The organism is Sulfitobacter sp. TCYB15, from assembly GCF_040435955.1.
In the GTDB taxonomy this organism is placed as follows: domain Bacteria; phylum Pseudomonadota; class Alphaproteobacteria; order Rhodobacterales; family Rhodobacteraceae; genus Sulfitobacter; species Sulfitobacter pontiacus.
Genome location: NZ_CP159193.1, coordinates 447192 through 465077, shown reverse-complemented (window position 1 = coordinate 465077; position 17886 = coordinate 447192). Strand labels below are relative to the sequence as shown.

16 protein-coding genes are annotated in these 17886 nt (G+C 58.7%); 8 read left to right on the top strand and 8 right to left on the bottom strand.

The window, feature by feature from the left end:
* Positions 1–138: 138 nt before the first annotated feature.
* Positions 139–798 (bottom strand): YjbF family lipoprotein, encoded by a 660-nt coding sequence (locus ABM428_RS02185; RefSeq protein WP_132997674.1) that lies wholly within the window; start codon positions 796–798, stop codon positions 139–141.
* Positions 795–2879: a YjbH domain-containing protein gene (locus ABM428_RS02180; RefSeq protein ID WP_276319495.1), complete on the bottom strand. Its 2085-nt coding sequence runs from the start codon at positions 2877–2879 to the stop codon at positions 795–797. Before ABM428_RS02180 ends, ABM428_RS02185 begins: the two co-directional genes overlap by 4 nt.
* A 177-nt stretch (positions 2880–3056) precedes the next feature.
* On the opposite strand from ABM428_RS02180, the gene ABM428_RS02175 reads away from it, so the two are divergent.
* Both ABM428_RS02175 and ABM428_RS02170 read left to right on the top strand, forming a co-directional pair.
* A complete protein-coding gene (locus tag ABM428_RS02175) occupies positions 3057–3791 on the top strand; it encodes a metallophosphoesterase (protein WP_132997672.1) in 735 nt (244 codons plus the stop codon).
* 102 nt (positions 3792–3893) lie between these two features.
* Positions 3894–4562 carry a sugar transferase gene (locus ABM428_RS02170; protein ID WP_132997671.1) on the top strand — a complete coding sequence of 223 codons (669 nt, stop codon included), beginning with the start codon at positions 3894–3896 and terminating at the stop codon, positions 4560–4562.
* A gap of 35 nt (positions 4563–4597) precedes the next feature.
* Here the strand turns inward: ABM428_RS02170 and ABM428_RS02165 are convergent, their stop codons facing one another.
* Both ABM428_RS02165 and secA read right to left on the bottom strand, forming a co-directional pair.
* On the bottom strand, positions 4598–4867 hold the full coding sequence (locus ABM428_RS02165) for a hypothetical protein (protein ID WP_005850873.1): 270 nt from the start codon (positions 4865–4867) through the stop codon (positions 4598–4600).
* A 110-nt stretch (positions 4868–4977) separates the two neighbouring features.
* Positions 4978–7707, bottom strand: coding sequence for a preprotein translocase subunit SecA (gene secA, locus ABM428_RS02160; protein ID WP_037942361.1), 2730 nt, complete (start codon positions 7705–7707; stop codon positions 4978–4980).
* A gap of 176 nt (positions 7708–7883) precedes the next feature.
* On the opposite strand from secA, the gene ABM428_RS02155 reads away from it, so the two are divergent.
* The 6 genes from ABM428_RS02155 to ABM428_RS02130 all read left to right on the top strand — a co-directional run bounded on the left by ABM428_RS02155 (position 7884) and on the right by ABM428_RS02130 (position 12449).
* The gene (locus ABM428_RS02155) at positions 7884–8762 is read left to right on the top strand and encodes a peptidylprolyl isomerase (protein WP_132997670.1); all 879 of its coding nucleotides are present in this window, start codon (positions 7884–7886) and stop codon (positions 8760–8762) included.
* A 3-nt stretch (positions 8763–8765) separates the two neighbouring features.
* Positions 8766–9992: a bifunctional glutamate N-acetyltransferase/amino-acid acetyltransferase ArgJ gene (gene argJ / locus ABM428_RS02150; RefSeq protein WP_132997669.1), complete on the top strand. Its 1227-nt coding sequence runs from the start codon at positions 8766–8768 to the stop codon at positions 9990–9992.
* Positions 9989–10387, top strand: coding sequence for an 8-oxo-dGTP diphosphatase MutT (mutT, locus tag ABM428_RS02145; RefSeq protein WP_005850865.1), 399 nt, complete (start codon positions 9989–9991; stop codon positions 10385–10387). Before argJ ends, mutT begins: the two co-directional genes overlap by 4 nt.
* Positions 10388–10513: 126 nt before the next feature.
* A complete protein-coding gene (locus tag ABM428_RS02140) occupies positions 10514–10648 on the top strand; it encodes a hypothetical protein (RefSeq protein ID WP_005850863.1) in 135 nt (44 codons plus the stop codon).
* Between the two features lie 74 nt (positions 10649–10722).
* Complete coding sequence (locus tag ABM428_RS02135; RefSeq protein WP_132997668.1) at positions 10723–11646, top strand: diacylglycerol kinase family protein; 924 nt, start codon at positions 10723–10725, stop codon at positions 11644–11646.
* Entirely contained in the window at positions 11643–12449 is an 807-nt protein-coding gene (locus tag ABM428_RS02130) for a metallophosphoesterase (protein WP_005850860.1), read from the top strand. Before ABM428_RS02135 ends, ABM428_RS02130 begins: the two co-directional genes overlap by 4 nt.
* Position 12450: 1 nt before the next feature.
* Here ABM428_RS02130 and infB read toward each other — a convergent pair whose 3' ends face one another.
* Genes infB through rimP form a run of 4 tightly spaced genes read right to left on the bottom strand, consistent with a single transcriptional unit; the run spans position 12451 to position 17794 of the window.
* Positions 12451–14934: a translation initiation factor IF-2 gene (infB, locus tag ABM428_RS02125; protein WP_005850858.1), complete on the bottom strand. Its 2484-nt coding sequence runs from the start codon at positions 14932–14934 to the stop codon at positions 12451–12453.
* Between the two features lie 9 nt (positions 14935–14943).
* Positions 14944–15564 carry an RNA-binding protein gene (locus ABM428_RS02120; RefSeq protein WP_005850857.1) on the bottom strand — a complete coding sequence of 207 codons (621 nt, stop codon included), beginning with the start codon at positions 15562–15564 and terminating at the stop codon, positions 14944–14946.
* A gap of 22 nt (positions 15565–15586) precedes the next feature.
* Entirely contained in the window at positions 15587–17215 is a 1629-nt protein-coding gene (gene nusA / locus ABM428_RS02115) for a transcription termination factor NusA (RefSeq protein WP_005850855.1), read from the bottom strand.
* Positions 17216–17794, bottom strand: a complete 579-nt coding sequence (gene rimP, locus ABM428_RS02110; RefSeq protein WP_005850854.1) for a ribosome maturation factor RimP — start codon at positions 17792–17794, stop codon at positions 17216–17218.
* Positions 17795–17886: the final 92 nt, after the last annotated feature.

Below are 17886 nucleotides of genomic sequence, written 5' to 3'. Positions count from 1 at the left end.
ACAACTTCAGGTGTTCGGTAAACCGTACCACAGCTTGCAAGGGTCAGGCCCAAAACAGCTACCAATAGGTATCGCACTTTAATACTCCCATTCATCATGTGACACCTCGCCCCCAGACAGGTTCGGCCCCTGTTAACCTTAACGGGCGGCGGCCTTGGTCATCAAATACCCGACCTCATCGCCCGCCCATTGCCGCGCCTGTACAATGGCACCGCTCTTTACACTGACCCAATACGTATTCCGAAACGACTGGTCCAGACTTTTGCAATCCTCGGTTACAACCCGCGTCGCCACGGTGCCGATCTCAAGCGCGAGCGTCGCGCTGCCTTGCGGCTCCACCAGACAGCGGTACGCGCGGGTAGAAATCTCATCCAGTCCCGTCAGATTGCTGTGCAACCGGTCTGAATAACCGCGCCGCCCGGACAGGATCAGCGCCTTGGGCTCCGACACATCAGCAGCGAAAAGTTCAGACCCAAGGCCGCGTGTCCCTTGCAGCATCCCGTCTTCCAGCATCAGCGCCGTTAAATCCGAACTCAGCCATGTATCGACACCGTTCACACGCGCCTCGCGCAGCATGCGGCCGGTTTGCGCACGGTTTTCGACGGTCAGCAGCAAGGCGGGGGTCGCGGTATCCTGCACCAGCGCGGCAAAACGCGGCGGAAACCCTTGCGCGGTTTTGGGCACGACTGAATCGTCGTCCACAGCAACGGCAACACCACGCGCCAGAAGGTTCTGACTGGCGCTACAGGCTGTGAGGCCCGCCAGACACAGACCAAGGGTCAACGCACGTAAGATCATCGCAGGTATCTCCCCCAGCTTTCCCGCAGCTCTTTGCCGCGATAGTCGCGCACGACCCCGTGCAAACGGTTGGCGACAGCAAGACGCGCCCCGCCGTCGCGTGTAATCGGCTTGATTGTTTGCTGGACTTTCGTCCGCGACGGCCGTCCGGTCAGCCACGAAAGCGGCACTTCGAACCGCAGGCCCTTATCGAACGACCCTTCCCCGAAATCATCAAAGGACACATCCGTGAGCGTGAAATACCCGCCAACCTTGAACCCGTTGTTGAATTCACGATCCAAAGAGAATGTCGCGCCATAGTCACCCGCAAGATAGCGACCAACGTCTAGCTGCCCGAAGAACCCATTGCCCAGATCATAATAGGCAGAGGCATGGCCGGTCACGACGTCATAGTCCTGAAACCCGAACAGCATGTCGAAATCACGTTGTTTGACATAGTTCAGCTCTGCCCCAAGTGCGAGCCGGCTATCCATCGGATACCAAAGCACCTCGGTCGATACGCCGCCAAACATCCCTTCCAGATACCCTGCAGAAACACGACCAAACAGGTTTTTCCCCGGGCGGAACAAATACTCGGCCGTGAGGCTGTTCACCTCAAGCTCAGATTCCTTTGCATAGCGTATAGCATTAGAACGCACCGGCTCGATCACGGAATCCGACACGCGGAACGATTTGTCGATATTGCCCACCAGCGGATAGCGGAAACGACCCCCAAAGGTCAGCCCCGGGCGCGGCCGGTAATCCATCTTGAGCTGGACGCCGAAATCGGCCCTAATCGGGCTGTTAGGGTCGAAAAAGGATGTGGCGAGATATGGCCCGATCGACGTGTCAAAGACCGGATAGACATCCGCCAACTCGCCTTCGCGGCCCTGATCGTGCCCGTCTTCCAGACGCGCCCGTGCCAGACTGCGCCAGGCACCATCGTAATCAAACTGCAGCTCTTCCAGATCGGATCTTTGCGTCACGATCTGGTTCAGCGGCACACCGCGCTCCAGAAACACGACCGTGAACTCTTCGATCGCGGGGGGTAGCGTCACCGCCATGGCCCGCGCCGTGCGCCCTGCCGCTTGGGCCTCATTGTCGAAACGGGTGTTTTCCACGCGCACGGTCGCGCGGTTGCCCGACATGGTGAAGCCTTGCAGTTCCAGCCCGTCTTCCGCCAGCACACGCTGCAAAACGGTCTCGACCGCATCACGCCCGCCCCCGGCAGCAGAGTTGTTCCACTCCGCAATCGCCAGCCGGTTGCGCGCGCCGATGGTGCGCGGTGCCTGCTCCAACCCGCCGGGTACGGACGGTTTCTTGGGGTTGATGACATAGCTCAGCTGCGCGCCGACCTCATGCCCCCCGACGACAAACCCCTTGAGGTGCACACCGTTGTTGAAACGATACTCCAACCCCACATTGAGGGGCGAAGACACGTCGATGCCCGTGTTCACCGATTCCCGCGTGTATTCATCGGGGGAGTATTCGGCGAATAGCGTCATCTGGTCCGACACATTCCACTGCACGCCCGCGAAGACCGACGTCGGCCCGCGGAACCAGTTCCCTGTTTCTAGCTGGCCGCCCGTGTTGGCGTCGCGCGTCCGTGTGTCAAACCGGTCAGACAAAATACTGAACGGATTCGAGAATGAGTTCCGCCCCGCAAGCCGCCCCCATCCCAGACCGCCGGTAACCTCCAGCTTCGACCCGAAGCTTTTGGTGGCCACAAAATATTCACTGCTCAGGATACCAGTGCCCAGAAAGTCTCGCATCCCCACGGCGAAAGCAGGGCGTAGGTCGGTTTCATCCCAAATCTGGTAATGCACATCAAAGCTGCGATCGAAGGTATCGCCATCAAGGTACGCATTGGTACTGATATTCTTAATCTGCGAATACCGGAATGTGCCGTACAGACGCGGCAGAACCTGGAACGTTGCTGAATACCGGTAGTTGGGGCCAAACGTGCTTGCCGTGAAGGCCAGATCGCCGTCCTTCAAAACGCGGGCCGTCGGCATTTCAACCAATCCGGGTGTGCCGTAGGTCGATAAAGATTGCGCTGAACCTTCGGCAAGACTAGTGACGCAAAACGCCCCGGCTAGCATCGAACAAGCTAGTTTCCTCGAGCGCCCTTGCATCTGCTAACCTACCTATTAATTAATTGTTGCGAATACCGGGACCGTAGAGAAGTTTAGGAAGGACTACACTTTGTGTGCCGTCCAATCAACGGATTTACCATTTCGTTGCGCCAGTTTTGCAACACAGAGGATACGCCAAGACCTATGCTGAACCGTTGGTTTAAACGCCGTCAACCTGACCCCGAGCCCGAACCTCATTTCGATCCGATCACACCGGATGTGCCCGTGATTGCGATCGGAGATATTCACGGGCGTTTTGATCTGCTTGAAAGACTGCCCGAACCTCCGGCCGGCACACAGGTGATCTGCGTCGGCGACCTTGTCGACCGCGGCGAACAAAGCGCGCAGGTTCTGCGGGCGCTGCATGAACAGCCCGATATCATCACGCTGATGGGCAACCACGAGCAGATGATGCTAAAGTTTATCGACAATCCGAAAGAGAATGGTCCGCGCTGGCTCCGGTACGGCGGGCTCCAGACTTTGTCGAGCTTTGGTGTCTCGGGCGTGTCGCAAACCTCCTCTGGTGATGATCTGGAACGCGCCCGCGACGCCCTGCAAGGCGCTATGGGCGAGGCCTTGCTCGACTGGGTGATCAACCTTCCAACCTCTTGGGTGTCGGGCAATGTCGCCTTTGTCCATGCCGCCGCTAACCCACTGATCCCTATCAAGGATCAGGAAAGCCGCACGTTGCTTTGGGGGCATGAGGATTTCGGGCGCAAACGCCGCCGTGACGGCATCTGGGTCGTACACGGGCACACAATCGTCGACACGCCGATGATCAAGGGCGGCGTGGTGTCGATCGACACCGGTGCCTACGCGACGGACAAGCTCACTGCCGCGACGATCAACAATGGCGAGGTCGAGTTTAACTACCTCTGATCTGACGGCATCCCGATTTTAACCACACCTTAGGATACCTCTGCTTTAGCTGACACACCGGCACATGCGTCGGTGTTTGGTTGCTATGGGTAAGAGGTGACGATGGCGTTTATCGATATCGGGATACGGCAGGGCAGTGATGTCCATGCACGTCGGGCACCACTTTACGAACGTGGCGGGAAACGGGTGTTCGACCTTGCGGTCAGCCTCGCGTTGCTGCCGCTGATCCTGCCCGTGATTATCGTTTTATACTGTCTGGTGGCATCCACGGGTCAGGGCGGTCTTTATGCCCACCCTAGGGTTGGGCGCGCCGGCAAGGTTTTCCGCTGTTGGAAAATCAGAACGATGGTCCCTGATGCACAGGCCGCGCTGCCGGCGATTCTATTGGCGCGACCTGATCGCGCGCTGGAATGGGCGTTGTACCAAAAGCTGACCAAAGATCCGCGCGTGATCCCCGGTGGCCATTTCCTGCGTCGCACCGGTCTGGATGAACTGCCCCAGATCTGGAACGTACTGCGCGGCGATATGTCTTTGGTCGGGCCGCGCCCCGTCACCCGGGCGGAGCTGCACAGCTACGGTGATGCCCGCCACGCTTACCAACGGGTGCGCCCGGGGGTCACAGGGCTTTGGCAGGTATCGGGGCGCGGCATCCTGCTGTTTGCCGAACGCGCCTCGCTGGATGAACGCTACGCCCGCCAGCCAAGCTTTATGGGCGATCTCAAAATCATCGCGCGCACTCTGCCCGTCCTGTTGCGCCCCACCGGATACTGACGGGGCGCAACAACAGTTTACGCGGTGACAAGGCGCTAGACCAACCCTTTGATCCCCGTTGCGGTGGTGCCGCTGTCGCGCACTTTTGAGATGCGAAACGGATAGACGACCCCCGCCATCAAACCGGGCAGAGTGATTGCATCCCCGCTTTTCAGCGTCACCGCGACATCACCGGCCCCACCGACCATAAAGCCACGGGTGATCTGCGGCAGGTCGGCGGTATCGTCGGGCACAATATCAAAGGCCCCGCAAATAGGGCCGGTCAATCCTGCGGTATAGTCATTGAAATTGTCGGTAATTGGCATGTCGCTCTCCGTTTGGTGAAGAGCGCAGCTTGGTCTACCGATCCTACCTAAATCTTACCCCACCGTGCGGAGCACCCCCAAGGCCAGCAACCAGCCTTGGGGAAGATCATTCACGCAAGCTTGCCGTGGCAATGCTTGAACTTTTTGCCCGACCCGCAGGGGCATTCATCATTGCGCGCAGGGGTGCCCCACGTGCTTGGATCATTCTCGTCGAACCCCGCCACAGCGGTAGAACCGGACGCGGCAGCGGCGGTCGAAGCCGGCGCTTCGCTGTTCTCTTCCGCCGCCTGCGCTGCGTTAACCTGCGCCGCGGCCTGACGTTCCTGCATTTGCGACAGGATTTGCTGCTGCTCTTCCTCTGTCATCGGACGGATTTGACCCAGCTTCTGGGTCACTTCGGTCCGCAGGCTGTCCAGCATGCTTTCAAACAACTGGAAGGATTCGTTTTTGTATTCGTTCAACGGATCACGCTGCGCATAGCCGCGGAAACCGACGACCGACCGCAGATGTTCCAGCGTCAGAAGGTGATCACGCCACTTGCCGTCAATCGCCTGCAACAACACCTGCTTTTCAATGTTGCGCATGTTCTCGGGGCCGAACTGTTCAGCCTTCTGGGCCATCATATTTTCGCTGGCTTCGACAAGACGTTCGCGGATGACCTCATCATCGACGCCCTCTTCCTCACACCATGCTGCGACGGGCACATCCAGGTTCAACTGATCCGCAACCGCGGCCTGGAAACCTTGTGTATCCCACTGATCTGCATATGTTTTTGGCGGCATGAACTGGTCGATCAGATCGTCGATCACCTGCTCGCGCATGTCGGCGGTGATCTCTTGCAGGTCGGCAGCTTCCATGATGTCGCGGCGCTGGCCAAAGATGACCTTCCGCTGGTCGTTCATTACATCGTCGAACTTCAACAGCTGTTTACGAATGTCAAAGTTGCGCCCTTCGACCTTGGCCTGCGCGCGTTCCAGCGACTTGTTGACCCAAGGGTGCACAATCGCTTCGCCCTCTTTCAGGCCAAGCGTCGTCAACACTTTCTCAAGCCGTTCAGAGCCGAAAATACGCATCAGATCGTCTTCGAGAGACAGGTAGAAGGACGACCGGCCGGGGTCACCCTGACGGCCCGAACGGCCGCGCAGTTGGTTATCGATCCGGCGGCTTTCGTGACGCTCGGACGCCAGAACATAAAGCCCCCCTGCGTCGAGCACTTTTTTCTTCTCGTCAGCGTGTTCCGCTTCAATCTTTTCACGGATCGCAACGGGATCGGCATCAGGATCAGCGTCCAGCGCTTCAATCACCTTCAGCTCGACGTTGCCGCCCAGCTGAATGTCGGTGCCGCGACCAGCCATGTTTGTCGCGATGGTGACCGCGCCGAACTTGCCCGCATCCGCCACGATCTGCGCTTCCTGCTCGTGCTGGCGCGCGTTCAGAACGTTATGCTTGATGCCCGCTTCGGTCAGCATCTGGCTCAGCATTTCGGATTTCTCGATAGAGGTTGTACCCACCAGAACCGGCTGGCCTATCGCATTGGCTTCTTTGACCTTTTCGATCATCGCCTGATATTTTTCCAGCGCCGAACGATAGACCTGATCGTCTTCGTCCACACGCGCAACCGGCACGTTGGTCGGGACCACGACAACACCCAGCCCGTAAATCTCGGCGAATTCTTCGGCTTCGGTTTCGGCAGTACCCGTCATGCCCGCCAGCTTGTCATAAAGGCGGAAGTAGTTCTGGAAGGTGACCGAGGCCAGTGTCACGTTCTCGGGCTGGATCTGGCAGCCTTCCTTCGCTTCGATCGCCTGATGCAACCCGTCGGACAGACGACGACCGGACATCATACGCCCGGTGAATTCGTCGATCAGCATCACCTCGCCGTCGCGCACGATGTAATCCTTGTCGCGCTGGAACAGCTTATGCGCCCGCAAACCCTGGTTCACGTGGTGCACGATGGTGGTGCTTTCGGGGTCATACATCGTTAACCCTTCTTCCAGCAGGCCGCGGCTGTGCAGCTCTTGCTCGAGGAACTCGTTCCCTTCGTCGGTAAAGGTCACGTTGCGGGTTTTCTCGTCCAGCTCGTAGTGGCTTTCCTGCAGCAGCGGGATCACATCGTCGACGATTTTATACATCTCGGAGCGGTCTTGCGACGGGCCAGAGATAATCAGCGGCGTCCGCGCCTCGTCGATCAGAATACTGTCGACTTCATCCACGATGGCAAAGTTGTGCTGTTTCTGGAAAATCTGGCTCAGCTCAGACTTCATGTTATCGCGCAGATAATCAAAGCCCAGCTCGTTGTTCGTGGCGTAGGTCACGTCGCAATCATAGGCGGCGCGTTTGTCTTCCTCGGTCATGCCGGACACCGCAGCGCCCGTGGTCAGCCCCAGCGAGGCAAAGACCTTGCCCATCCAGTCGGCGTCCCGTTTCACGAGGTATTCGTTCACCGTGACCACATGCACGCCCTTGCCGGTCAGCGCATTGAGGTAAGCGGCCAGCGTCGCGGTCAGGGTTTTACCCTCGCCGGTTTTCTGCTCGGATATATTGCCCTGATGCAGGAAAATCGCCGACATCAACTGCGTGTCAAAGGCGCGCAGACCCAAGGTCCGGCGTGCGCCTTCGCGGCAGTTCGCAAAAGCTTCCGGCAGCAGATCATCAAGGCTTTCGCCGTCAATCGCCCGCTTGCGCAGCTCTTCCGTTTTTTGCTTCAGACCGTCGTCGGTCAAAGCCAAGAATTCTTCTTCCAGCGCGTTGATCTTTTCAACCAGCGGGCGGGTCGCCTTGATTTTACGGTCGTTTGGGGTCCCAAAGACTTTTTTGGCGAGTGTTCCGATGCCCAGCATGCAATCTCCTGCCGAAGTTATGTTCCAAGGCGTCCATCTGCTTGCCGAGCCGCCGGACAGCCCCTAGATACAAGACTGAACGTGCGCCAAGGCCGCGCCCATAGGGCGATGTAAGGGCCGCACTAAACCGTGTCAATGTAGCAGCCCCTTGTGGCTGCCAAACCAAGGACAGATACATGCAAAAACCTCTCACTTTTCTGGCACCATTCGTGGTGGCAGCTTCGCTCGCCCTGCCCGCTGTTGCGCAGGACGACACTGCCGAAAACACGGATGCGCAGACAGACGTCACCGCTGAAACCGTGGTTGCCACGGTCAATGGCACCGACATCACGATTGGCAGCATGATCATTGCCCGCGCCACTCTGCCCGAACAATATCAACAGCTTCCCCCCGAAGTCCTGTTCAAAGGCATTCTGGATCAGCTTGTGCAGCAAACCGCCTTGTCGCAAGACTTTGACGGCGAAGTGCCGAAGCGGATCGAGATGGCGCTTGAAAACGAACGCCGCCAGCTGATCGCGGGCGAAGTGATCGAGAGAGCAATGGCCCAGGACGTCACCGAGGAAGAGCTGCAAGCCGCCTATGAGGAAGCCTACGCCGATGCAGAACCGACCGAGGAATTCAGCGCGTCGCATATTCTGGTAGAAACAGAAGAAGAAGCCCAAGCCGTCAAGAAAGAGCTGGATGAAGGCGCGGATTTTGCCGAGCTGGCGAAAGAAAAGTCCACCGGTCCTTCCGGTCCTGCGGGCGGTACTTTGGGTTGGTTCGGGCCCGGCATGATGGTGCCCGCGTTTGAAACCGCCGTTGCCGAGCTTGAGGTCGGCGCTGTGTCTGATCCCGTTGAAACCCAGTTCGGCTGGCACGTGATCAAACTGGACGACAAGCGCCAGAAAGAAGCGCCCAAGCTCGAAGACGTGAAGGACGAGCTGGAAACCCAGGTCCGTCAGGTCAAGGCACAGACCCTGATCGAAAAGACCACCGAAGCCGCAGATGTTGACCGCTCGGCGGCTGACACAATCGACCCTTCGGTTCTGACCAACCTCGGCCTGCTGGAGTAACAAATGGGCAAAGTCACCGCTGTATCCCCGCTGGCACCCGATCACTTCCCTGATCTTCCTGTCATCGATGGTGTGCGTTTCGCCACCATCGCGGCGGGGGTACGGTATCAAGGCCGCACCGATGTGATGCTGGCCGAATTGGCCCCGGGCTCGACGGTGGCGGGGGCGTTTACGCGCTCTGCCACCCGCGCCGCCCCAGTTCTGGATTGTCAGGCCAAGATCGGCGCGACATCAGACACCGGTGCCGCGATCCTGGTCAACTCGGGCAACGCCAATGCCTTCACCGGCAAGGACGGCGTCACCGCGGTCGAAGCAATTACCGCTTCGGTTGCTGATGTCTGCAACATTCCCCAATCGCGTGTTTTCACCTCTTCAACAGGTGTGATCGGCGAACCGCTGCCCCACGACCGGATCACGGCTGTTCTCGCGGACCTTAAAGGCGCGTTGTCCGACAAGGGCATTTCCGATGCGGCCAAGGCGATCATGACCACGGACACCTTCCCCAAAGGGGCCCGTGCCGAGGTCGAGATTGACGGTAAAACAGTCTCTATCGCGGGGATTGCGAAGGGATCGGGCATGATCGCGCCAGATATGGCGACGATGCTGGTCTATATCTTCACCGATGCGATTGTCAGCCAACCGGCGCTGCAAAAGATGCTGTCGACCCATACCGATAGCACCTTTAACTGCATCACCGTGGATAGCGACACATCGACCTCCGACAGTCTGATCCTGGCCGCAACTGGCGCGTCGGGCGTGGATGCCAGCGAAAGCGATGCGTTCTCGGAAGCGCTGCACGGCGTCATGCTGAACCTCGCGCATCAGGTTGTGCAAGACGGCGAAGGGGCGACCAAATTCGTCGAGATCGCCGTGACCGGTGCCGCTACGGATGATGATGCCAAGACCCACGGCATGGCCATCGCGAATTCCCCCCTCATCAAGACCGCCATCGCGGGCGAGGATCCGAACTGGGGCCGCGTGGTAATGGCCGTCGGTAAATCAGGGGCTGCTGCTGATCGGGATCGCCTGTCGATCCGCTTTGGCGATATCGAGGTGGCCAAAGACGGCTGGCGCAGCCCCGACTACTCGGAAGAGGCAGCGGCGGCGCATATGAAGGGCCAGAACATCACCATCGGCGTCGATCTGGGCCTTGGCGACGGCAAAGCAACGGTTTGGACCTGTGACCTTACCCACGGCTATATCGAGATCAACGCGGACTATCGTTCGTGAAGGTTATCCTTGTCTCGGCGGTTGCCCTGATCGACGTGGACGGGCGCGTGCTTTTGGCACAGCGCCCGCCCGGCAAATCCATGGCCGGTTTGTGGGAGTTTCCGGGCGGCAAGGTCGAAGCCGGCGAAACCCCCGAAGCCGCCCTGATCCGCGAGCTGCAAGAAGAACTTGGCATCGACACATGGGCCTCCTGCCTTGCCCCGCTGACCTTTGCCAGCCATGCCTACGATGATTTCCACCTGCTGATGCCGCTGTTTGCCTGCCGCAAATGGAACGGCACACCGCAGGCGCGCGAGGGGCAGACCCTGAAATGGGTCCGTGCCAATGCGCTGAAAGATTATCCGATGCCGCCTGCGGACATTCCCCTGATTCCGATCCTGCGCGACTGGCTTTAGGGCCAGCGCGACCTCGCTGCTGTTTCTTTACGCGCGTGAATACTGCTTCCTTGACTTTTTTGTTGCTAGACTTAGGCAAATTGTCGCTTATAAAGATGCAACTTCAGGTTCTTCTGGGAGGAAGCAATGCTTCGCACAATCACCATCGGTTCCACCGTATCCGTCCAGGGTATTTTCGTCCGCGACATGCCCGACGGCCGCGTATCGGTTAAGGTTGATGACGCGATCTATACCGGCAAGCCAATCCAGCGCCGGAACTGATCAGGCACACGCAAAACATCTGAACCATCCCCCTGCCCCAAGCGTTTGCTTAGGTCATCAAGGATGGATCAATCATGAAGCCTCAACGTGTTATCGTTATACTGAACAAGGGCTCCGGCCGCAAAGACGGGACAGAGCGTAAGTCTTGGATTTCAGACAGGTTTCAACACCACAACATTCCCGTCAGCTTCGTTGAATTCTCGCCCAATGGCGCGGATTTGGGACAGGTGGCGCAATCCACTGCCGAGGCGAACCCCGACGCCACCATCGTCGCGTCAGGCGGCGACGGAACGATCAGCGGCGTCGCCTCGGGCTTGGCGCATGTGCCCAACCAGATGGGGATTATCCCCGCAGGTACCTTTAACTATTTCGCCCGTTCGCTGAACCTGCCCGAAACCGTTGACGAAGCCGTGGATGTCATCGCCAAAGGCGTCCTGCGCCCCACGGACATCGCCAAGATCAATGGCAACGCGTTTCTGAACAACGCCAGCATCGGGGCCTATGCCGCCATTCTGAAAACCCGCGAAGGCATCTATGACCGCTGGGGTCGCAGCCGTGTTGCGGCCTATTGGTCGGTGGTCAAAGCGCTGGCAACACTCCGCGCGCCGCTCAGGCTGACGGTGACGATTGATGGCAAATCCTTTAAGCATAGGACACCGCTGGTCTTTGCGATCAGCAACGCCTTTCAGCTGAACCAAATGGGGCTGAGCGGTGAAGACTGTATCGCCAAGGGCGGCATGGTGCTGCTGGTTGCCCCCGATACCAACCGCTGGGGGTTGTTCAAACACGCCGCCGCGCTGGCCCTTGGGGTCGCGAAACGTGAAACCGACTATCAAATGCACTGCGGGAACGAGATCACGCTTGAGATGCCGCATAAATCACGCCCCGTTGCCCGCGACGGAGAGCTCAGCCGCATGAAAGGCCCGTTCAAACTGCACATGCAGCGCGAGGCCCTGCAACTGATCGTTCCTGCCGAATTTAACGAGGCCGTCAGATGAGCACATTGGTACATCTCTCAGATTTACACTTTGGCAAGGATCGACCCGACCTGCTGGAACCGCTGCTCTCTTGTGTGAACGAACTGAACCCCGATATCGTCGCCATATCCGGCGATTTCACGCAGCGCGCGCGGCGGAGCCAGTTCGAGGAAGCGCATAACTTTATCCAGCGGATCAACGCGCCTGTCTTGGGTGTGCCGGGGAACCATGATGTCCTACTTGACCGCCCGTTCCAGCGGTTTTTCATGCCGTGGCGGCGGTATCGTAAATGGATCAACGCCGATCTGACGCCGCGGTATGAAGATGACGATATGGTCGTCATCGGCATCAACTCGGTCGATCGCTTTTCGTGGCAGACGGGAAAGCTGACGGCAGGGCGTATCGCACATGCCTGCAAGGCGATGGACGACACCGCCGCGCGCAAAGCCCGCGTTTTAGTGGTGCATCACCCGCTAGAGCATCCCAATCACACCAAGAAAAAGCCCATACCCGGTGCCGAGATCGCGCTGGAAAAGCTGCTGTCTTGCGGGGCGAACCTGATCCTGTCGGGGCACCTCCACACGTGGCACGCAGAGAATTTTACCGTCGAATCCGGCGGCACCACAGCGATCCAGTTGCATGCGGGGACCAGCCTGTCGTCGCGCGTGCGCGGAGAGCCGAATGATTTCAACCTTGTGAAAATCTCGGACGATCAGGTCTGTGTCGACCGGCTGAGCTTTAACGAAGATAAACGGGTCTTTGAAACGACAGAAGCCCGGACATTTAACCGGGCTTCTGATCATCAGATTTCGGACGAAGTGTAACTTAGTCCAGCGTACGCACGACTTCTTCACGTGTGAAGATTTCGATAACGTCGCCCGGACGGATGTCTTCGTAGTTCTCGAACGCCATACCACATTCCTGGCCTGACGGTACTTCGGCAACTTCGTCCTTGAAGCGCTTGAGCGTTTTCAGCGTGCCTTCGTGGATCACGACATCGTCGCGCAGCAGACGCACACCAGCGGCGCGGCTTGCTTTGCCTTCGGTCACCAGACAGCCCGCAACCTTGCCAACGCCAGTCACTTTGAACACCTCTTTGATCGACGCATAGCCGATGAAGTGTTCGCGGATCTCGTTGCTCAGCAGGCCACTTGCGGCAGCTTTCACATCATCAACCATGTCATAGATGACCGAGTAATACCGGATCTCGACACCCTTCTGGTTGGCCGAGGCACGGGCCGAGGCGTTTGCACGCACGTTGAAGCCGATGATCGGCGCGTTGGAGGCTTCGGCAAGACCAACATCGGTGTCGGTGATCGCACCTACGCCCGAGTGAAGGACGCGCACGCGGACTTCGTCGTTGCCAATTTTTTCCATCGCTTGAACGATCGCTTCGGCAGAACCCTGAACGTCTGCTTTGATCAACAAAGGCAGTTCGCTAATGGTTTCATTCACCTTGGCGTTCGCCATCAGCTGTTCCAGCGTCGTGGCAGCACCAGCCGCAGCGCGTTTATCTTTGGCGGCTTTTTCACGGTATTCCGCAATTTCGCGCGCCTGCGCTTCGGTGTCGGTGACGTTCAGAACGTCGCCCGCACCCGGTGTCCCGTTCAGGCCAAGCACCTCTACCGGCACGGATGGGCCTGCCTCTTTCACGCGCTCGCCCTGATCGTTGATCAGCGCACGGACCTTACCGTACTGCTCGCCCACAACAAAGATGTCGCCCTGACGCAGCGTACCGTTCTGAACAAGAACAGTGGCAACGGGGCCGCGGCCCACGTCAAGCTGCGCTTCGATCACGGCACCGACCGCGGCGCGGTTCGGGTTCGCTTTCAGTTCCAGCAGTTCCGCTTGCAGCGCGATGGCTTCCAGCAGTTCGTCCAGACCTTGACCCGTGGTGGCCGATACTTCGACGTCCTGTGTTTCACCGGACATCTTTTCAACGATGACCTCGTGCTGCAGCAGGTCCGTACGGACTTTGTCAGGGTTCGCTTCGTATTTGTCGATCTTGTTGATCGCCACAATCATCGGCACCTTGGCCGCTTTCGCGTGGTTAATCGCTTCGATCGTCTGAGGCATCACAGCATCATCCGCCGCGACCACCAGAACAACGATGTCGGTGACCTGCGCACCGCGCGACCGCATCGAGGTAAAGGCCGCGTGGCCCGGTGTATCGAGGAAGCTCAGAACCTGACCGTTGTCGGTTGTGACCTGATAGGCACCGATGTGCTGTGTGATACCGCCCGCTTCGCCGGACTGAACCTTGGCTTTGCGGATCGCGTCAAGCAGCGATGTCTTACCGTGGTCAACGTGGCCCATGATCGTGATGACCGGAGGACGCGAGACCAGATCTTTCGGATCGTCTTCGGCTTCCTTGATCACGTCTTCAACGTCAGCGTCGGAAACGCGCACCACTTTGTGGCCGAATTCCTCGATGATCAGCTCGGCTGTGTCAGCGTCGATGGTTTCGTTCTGCGTGACCATCATGCCGTTTGTCATCAATGCTTTGACGACAGCGCCAACGCGTTCGGCCATCCGGTTCGCCAGTTCGGAAACCACGATCGCCGGAGGCAGGTTGACGTTGCGCACGACCTTTTCACGCTCAACCGAACCGCCCATTGCCTTCTGGCGCTGGCGTTCCTGTTTGCGTTTCATCTGCGCCATGGAACGTTGACGGCCACCTTCGCCACCGGACAAAGCCTGGTTCAACGTCAGTTTGCCGGAACGGCGGCTATCGTCGCCACCCTTGTTGCGCTTGTTGGTTTCCTCGCGGTCGCCTTCTTTCTTGCGGGCCGCAGGGGTCGGTGCGCCGGATTTGATGTTCGGCGAACGCGGCGCGGCAGGGGCCGCTGCGGGGGCTGCGGCAGCGGCTGCTGCGGCTTCCGCTTCTTTCTTGCGGCGCTCGTCCTCTTCGGCTTTCGCCTTCAGGCTTTCCTCGCGCTCACGCTCTTCGGCTTCTTTCGCCTCGATCTCGGCACGACGACGCTCGCGGTCTTCCGCGCGGGCCTTTTCCTCGGCTGCGCGTGCTTCGGCTTCTTCCGCCTCGCGGGCGCGGGCAGCCTGAACCGCCTTCAGCCGGCGTTCCATTTCGGAATCGGTGATCCCTGCCGGACGCTTGGAGGGATCCCCGAGCGATGGATTGCTACCGCCGCCGGCTTTTGCGCCAGCAGGTTTGGGCACCACAACGCGCTTGCGCTTGGTCTCGACCACGACGTTTTTCGTCCGCCCGTGGCTAAAGCTTTGCTTTACGTTGCCGGGACGCGAAGACGCTCCCCGCAGGCCCAATGTCTTTTTGCCGTCACTATCGCTCATGAAGCTCGTCTATCCTTTCGGGTGACCGTTGCCACCCTCGTTTATGCGCACGCCTTTTAACCGCTGAGCCTCCTCTACAACACGAGAGGTAAGACCACCAGAGGCGAGCGCCCCATGTATCACAGTTTGGCGTCCGAAAGCCAAACCCAATTCGTCTGCCGTCAGCCAGCCAATGTAATGGCCGTAATGCGGCGTGCTTAGTTTCGATTTGCCGCGGCCCGATCCATCTACTGCTTGGATCAACACTTCGGCTTCTTCCATTTGCAGCCAACCTTTGACTTTTTCGTAGCCCGCAACGGCCTTGCCCGCTTTGCGTTGCAACGAAATCAGGTCAACCACACGGCGGACAAGTTGCTTTTCAACTTCATCCACCAAATCATCCGCAACCTTGACAGGTTGCTTGGCCGAGCGGGCGAACAGACCCTTCTTGGCCGCTTTTTCCAACGCCGCCCGATCCGCTGACACATACATCCCCCGACCGGGCAGTTTCCCCATGATATCCGGGAAAACATGCATGTCGGGACCAATGACAAAGCGGATCAGCCCGTTTTTGGGCTGCGCCTCGCCAGTGGCGATACACTTTCGTTCGGGACCGTCTTGCCGGTCTTTAGAAACGCCACCACGTGTCATATCGTTCCCCAAGGCCCCGCGATCAGGCCTCGGCCTCCTCGTCCGTGTCGATGTCGGCATCGAACTCTTCGTCGACATCATCCGCTTCAAGCTCGGCAGGATCGACCCAGCCCAGCAGGACGCGCGCGGTCATGATCAGCTTTTGCGCATCTTCCAGCGACAGATCGAAAGGTTCAAGTGTCCCTTCATCCTTGGTGCGTTCGCCATTCACGGTAGTCCAGCCGCCGGCCAGCTCCCAATCCGCGCAAGTCGCGAAATCTTCGAGCGTTTTAACGTCGTCTTTGGCCAGTGCCTCAATCATTTGGGGTGTCAGGCCGTCGAATTCAATAAGCGTGTCGTCCACACCCAAGGCGCGCGCCGCATCAAGCGCCGCTTTGTTCTGTGCTTCGATCACGTCACGGGCGCGGGCTTGCAGCTCGCTTGCGGTGTCTTCGTCAACACCGTCGATGACCAGCAGCTCGTCCACTTCGACATAGGCGACTTCTTCGAGGTTGGTGAACCCTTCGGAGACCAGAAGCTGGGCAAAGAATTCGTCCAGATCCAGATTGTCCATGAACAGCTTGGTGCGCAGTTCGAACTCTGCCTGACGGCGCTGGCTCTCTTGCTCTTCGGTCATGATGTCGATGTCCAGACCGGTCAGCTGCGACGCCAGACGCACGTTCTGACCACGACGGCCAATCGCCAACGACAGTTGTTCTTCGGGAACGACGACTTCGATCTTGCCGGCTTCCTCGTCCAGAACAACCTTGGAGACCTCGGCAGGCTGAAGCGCGTTCACAAGGAACGTCGGCTGGTCTTCGTTCCACGGGATAATGTCGATCTTTTCGCCCTGAAGCTCGTTCACAACGGCCTGAACGCGGCTGCCGCGCATACCAACACAAGCCCCCACAGGGTCGATGGAGCCATCATAAGAGATGACAGCGATTTTCGCGCGCGAACCGGGGTCACGGGCAACGGCTTTGATCTCGATGATGCCGTCATAGATTTCAGGCACTTCCATCTTGAACAGCTCGGCCATGAATTCGGGCGCGGTGCGGCTCAGGAAGATCTGCGGGCCACGCTGTTCGCGGCGCACATCCTTGATGTACACGCGGATACGGTCGTTCGGGCGATAGCTTTCGCGGCCGATTTTCTCGTTGCGACGCAGGATCGCTTCGCCAGCGCCCACATCGACGATAACGTTGCCATATTCCTCGCGCTTGACCAGACCGTTGATGATAGTACCGGCGCGGTCCTTGAATTCTTCGTACTGGCGGTCACGCTCGGCTTCACGGACCTTCTGCAAGATCACCTGCTTGGCGGATTGTGCGGCGATACGGCCCATTTCAACCGGTGGGACTTCTTCGCTGAATTCCTGACCGACTTCGGGGTTCGCCATATACTGCTTGGCCTGCTCTACCGTGAACTCCGCCTGATAGTTCTCAAGCTCGTCATCGGCCACAACCGTACGCACACGGGTAAAGGTCGCGCGACCGGTCTTGCGGTCGATGGAAACGCGAATGTCCATCTCAGCGCCGTAGCGCGACTTCGCCGCCCGAGCGAGCGATTCTTCCATCGCTTCAACCACGAGGTTGGGGTCGATCATCTTTTCGCGGGCCACAGCCTCGGCGGTTTGCAGCAGTTCCAGCTGGTTGGCAGATGTAATGGCCATTTAGTCGTCTCCCTCGGTGGACCCTTCGGTCTCGATGTCATCGAATTTGGTTTCGTCAATCGCACCGGACGCTTTGCGTTGGCGCAGCATTTCTTTGATCAGATCGTCGGTCAGAACCAGTTTGGCGTCGGTCAGCCAATCGAACTTGAGCCCGATGGTGCCTTCCTCGACGTTGATCAGCACCTCGTCATCCTCGACGCCTGCCAGCTCGCCCTTAAAGCGGCGGCGGCCGTCGATCAGTTCGCCGGTCTCGATCTTGGCCTCATAGCCCTCGAACATCTCGAAATCCTTGAGCCGCGTCAGCGGGCGGTCGATGCCGGGGCTCGACACTTCAAGGGTGTATTCATCAAGGATCGGATCCTCGACATCCATGACAGCGCTGATGGATTGGCTGATCAGGGCCAGCTCGTCCACCTCGATACCGCCATCGGGACGGTCTGCCATCACCTGCAACGTCGTCGACTTGCCCGACATCAGGCGAACGCGCACCAGTTCAAACCCCATATCCTCGATCACCGGTGTGATGATCTCGGCCATGCGGCGATCAATGGCTGCTTTTGCAATCAGGTCGTTGTTCATAATCTCACTATCATCCTGCAGTTTCGAGCAGGCACAAAAAAACGGGCGCGCGGCCCGTGTTCAAGATCGGTGGAGCCTCAGGTGTGGACCCC

Bases quoted from the DNA above. Each gene is read 5' to 3' on its own strand.
- ABM428_RS02185 (WP_132997674.1), bottom strand. From the start codon at position 798: ATGATCTTACGTGCGTTGACCCTTGGTCTGTGTCTGGCGGGCCTCACA.
- rimP (WP_005850854.1), bottom strand. From the start codon at position 17,794: ATGAACAACGACCTGATTGCAAAAGCAGCCATTGATCGCCGCATGGCC.
- argJ (WP_132997669.1), top strand. From the start codon at position 8,766: ATGGGCAAAGTCACCGCTGTATCCCCGCTGGCACCCGATCACTTCCCT.
- infB (WP_005850858.1), bottom strand. From the start codon at position 14,934: ATGAGCGATAGTGACGGCAAAAAGACATTGGGCCTGCGGGGAGCGTCT.
- ABM428_RS02155 (WP_132997670.1), top strand. From the start codon at position 7,884: ATGCAAAAACCTCTCACTTTTCTGGCACCATTCGTGGTGGCAGCTTCG.
- ABM428_RS02120 (WP_005850857.1), bottom strand. From the start codon at position 15,564: ATGACACGTGGTGGCGTTTCTAAAGACCGGCAAGACGGTCCCGAACGA.
- ABM428_RS02140 (WP_005850863.1), top strand. From the start codon at position 10,514: ATGCTTCGCACAATCACCATCGGTTCCACCGTATCCGTCCAGGGTATT.
- ABM428_RS02135 (WP_132997668.1), top strand. From the start codon at position 10,723: ATGAAGCCTCAACGTGTTATCGTTATACTGAACAAGGGCTCCGGCCGC.
- secA (WP_037942361.1), bottom strand. From the start codon at position 7,707: ATGCTGGGCATCGGAACACTCGCCAAAAAAGTCTTTGGGACCCCAAAC.
- ABM428_RS02170 (WP_132997671.1), top strand. From the start codon at position 3,894: ATGGCGTTTATCGATATCGGGATACGGCAGGGCAGTGATGTCCATGCA.
- ABM428_RS02165 (WP_005850873.1), bottom strand. From the start codon at position 4,867: ATGCCAATTACCGACAATTTCAATGACTATACCGCAGGATTGACCGGC.
- ABM428_RS02130 (WP_005850860.1), top strand. From the start codon at position 11,643: ATGAGCACATTGGTACATCTCTCAGATTTACACTTTGGCAAGGATCGA.
- ABM428_RS02175 (WP_132997672.1), top strand. From the start codon at position 3,057: ATGCTGAACCGTTGGTTTAAACGCCGTCAACCTGACCCCGAGCCCGAA.
- ABM428_RS02180 (WP_276319495.1), bottom strand. From the start codon at position 2,879: ATGCTAGCCGGGGCGTTTTGCGTCACTAGTCTTGCCGAAGGTTCAGCG.
- nusA (WP_005850855.1), bottom strand. From the start codon at position 17,215: ATGGCCATTACATCTGCCAACCAGCTGGAACTGCTGCAAACCGCCGAG.